The sequence below is a fragment of the Leifsonia sp. KNZ12-8B genome (assembly GCF_056755495.1).
In genome coordinates this window covers 1-2,036 of the sequence record NZ_JBPGXM010000234.1, presented here as the reverse complement: position 1 = coordinate 2,036, position 2,036 = coordinate 1, and the positions used below count along the sequence as shown (strand labels likewise).

The following is a 2,036-nucleotide window of genomic DNA, read 5'->3' as shown; positions in this document are numbered from 1 at the left end:
GTCGGCAGCGTCAGATGTGTATAAGAGACAGCGCTTCAGAAGGTGGCCGTGAGGCCGCCGTCGGCGGTCAGCACCTGGCCGGTGATGTAGGTGTTCGCGTCCGACGCCAGGAAGGCGACCGCGCGCGCGATCTCGTCGGGCTCCGCGGGGCGGCGCAGCGGCAGCCGCCCGTGCTCCACGTAGATGCTGCGGAACCATTCGGTCTCGAACTCGGTGGCGCCCCCCGGCAGCAGCGACATCGGAGTGTCGACGAAGCCCGGCGCGACCGCGTTGACGAGCACCCCGTCGGCGGCGAGGTCGACGGCGAGCGCCTTCGTGAACGCGATCATGCCTCCCTTCGAGGTCGCGTAGGCGAGCGTGTCGGCCGCCGGCGTCATCCCCTGGATCGACGCGATGTTGACGACCCGTCCGCGGCCGGAGGCCCGGAGCAGCGGGAGGCAGCGCAGCGTCAGATCGATGGCTCCGGTCAGATTGATGTCGAGCACCCGGCGCACGGTCTCGATGCTCAGCTCGGCGGTCGGCGTGGTGTCGGAGACGCCGGCGCAATTGACCAGCACGTCGAGTCCCGCGTCGCCGAGCGCGGCGATGGCGCGGTCGAGGTCGGCGGCGACCGTGATGTCGGCGGCGACGGCCTCGGCGGGTGAGCCGAGCCGTGCGGCGACCCGCTCGCCCGCCGCGGCGTCGCGATCGACGACGACGACACGGTCTCCGGCGGCCGCCAGTTCGGCCGCGATGGCTGCGCCGATGCCGCTGCCGGCGCCGGTGACCAGGGCGCTGCGTGGAGTCGGAGCGGTGTGCCGTGGTGGCATCAGCGCCTCCATTCATCGTATTTTTGCGGAATGAGCGCTCAACGAACGCCTCGCCATAGACATTGAATCACAGGCGACTCTCGCGATCCGGCAGCGATGAGGTAGCATATAGATAGTATTTTTTGACGACGAAGGAGTTGCAGTGCGATCGGTGACGCCCGCGCAGGCCAGGCTCGGCGAGTCCCCTGCGTGGTCGGCCGAGGAGCAGGCGCTCTACTGGCTCGATCTGCACCGGCCCGCCCTCCACCGCTGGAGCGAGCGCGACGGCCACCTGCGGATCGCCCTGGACCGGCAGGACGCGCCAGGCGCGCTCCTGCTCGGCGAGCGCGGCGAGGCCCTTCTCATGCGCGCGAGCGGCCACGCCCCGCTGACGCACGCCGCCCGCGGCCCCCCCCCCCGCTACGCCCCCATAGCGGGCCGTCCGGAGCTGATCCCGAACGACGGCGCGGTCGACCCGACCGGCCGGCTGTGGTTCGGCACGTCGCACCGCGAGGAATCCGACCCGCGCGGCATCCTCTTCCGCAGTGCCGACGGGAGGCGGTTCGAGCCCGCCGACGCCGGCTTCGCCGTGTGCAACGGGCCAGCCTTCAGCGTCGACGGCGCCGTGCTCTACGCCAGCGACACGGCAGCGGGGACCGTCTACGCGTACGACCTCGACGCGGACGGCGTGCTGCACGACCGGCGCCCGTTCGCCCGGCTGCCCGAGGGCGAGCTCCCCGACGGCCTGACCGTCGACGCCGAGGGCGGGGTCTGGGTCGCCCACTGGGGTGGCGGTTGCGTCACGCGGTGGAGCGCCGACGGCGACCTCAGCGTCCGGCTGGACGTGCCGACCCCGCTCGTCACCGCGGTCCGCTTCGGGGGCGCCGACCTCGGCGACGTGTTCATCACGACGGCGAGCGAGGACGACTCCGGACCCGGCGCGGGCGTGCTCTACACCGCCCGGCCAGGAGTCGCCGGCCTGCCGCAGCCGCCGGTCCCCGACGCGGTGTTCCGCGACCCCGCGCAGGGGGCGGCATGAGCGCGGCGACGAAGGCTTACTCCACTCGTCCGGTCGCCAGGACGGGACTGCGCTGGTCGCACGGCCGCGCCTCCTTCTCTCCCATCGCCGCCATGCTGACCGACGCGGTCTTCGAGGTCGCCGGACGCGAGGTGCGGCCCTTCGCCCGCGCGCCGTGGCTGCGGGACGATCCGGCGGGCGATCGGCCCACCTCCCCACTCGACCCCGCC

The 2,036-nt window shown here is 72.9% G+C and carries 3 protein-coding genes; 2 read left to right on the top strand and 1 reads right to left on the bottom strand.

All coding sequences use genetic code 11. The annotated features are described in order from the left end of the window. Positions 1-35: 35 nt before the first annotated feature. The gene (locus ACR9ZG_RS18730; RefSeq protein ID WP_481286353.1) at positions 36-809 is read right to left on the bottom strand and encodes an SDR family NAD(P)-dependent oxidoreductase; all 774 of its coding nucleotides are present in this window, start codon (positions 807-809) and stop codon (positions 36-38) included. A gap of 142 nt (positions 810-951) precedes the next feature. Between ACR9ZG_RS18730 and ACR9ZG_RS18725 the strand changes: the two genes are divergently transcribed. Both ACR9ZG_RS18725 and ACR9ZG_RS18720 read left to right on the top strand, forming a co-directional pair. Further along, a complete protein-coding gene (locus ACR9ZG_RS18725) occupies positions 952-1,827 on the top strand; it encodes an SMP-30/gluconolactonase/LRE family protein (RefSeq protein WP_481286352.1) in 876 nt (291 codons plus the stop codon). Further along, on the top strand, positions 1,824-2,036 hold a 213-nt coding region (locus tag ACR9ZG_RS18720), incomplete at its 3' end, for a hypothetical protein (RefSeq protein WP_481286351.1). The genes ACR9ZG_RS18725 and ACR9ZG_RS18720, both read left to right, overlap by 4 nt.

Coding starts and splice junctions, on each gene's coding strand:
- ACR9ZG_RS18730 (WP_481286353.1), bottom strand. CDS start 809: ATGCCACCACGGCACACCGCTCCGACTCCACGCAGCGCCCTGGTCACC.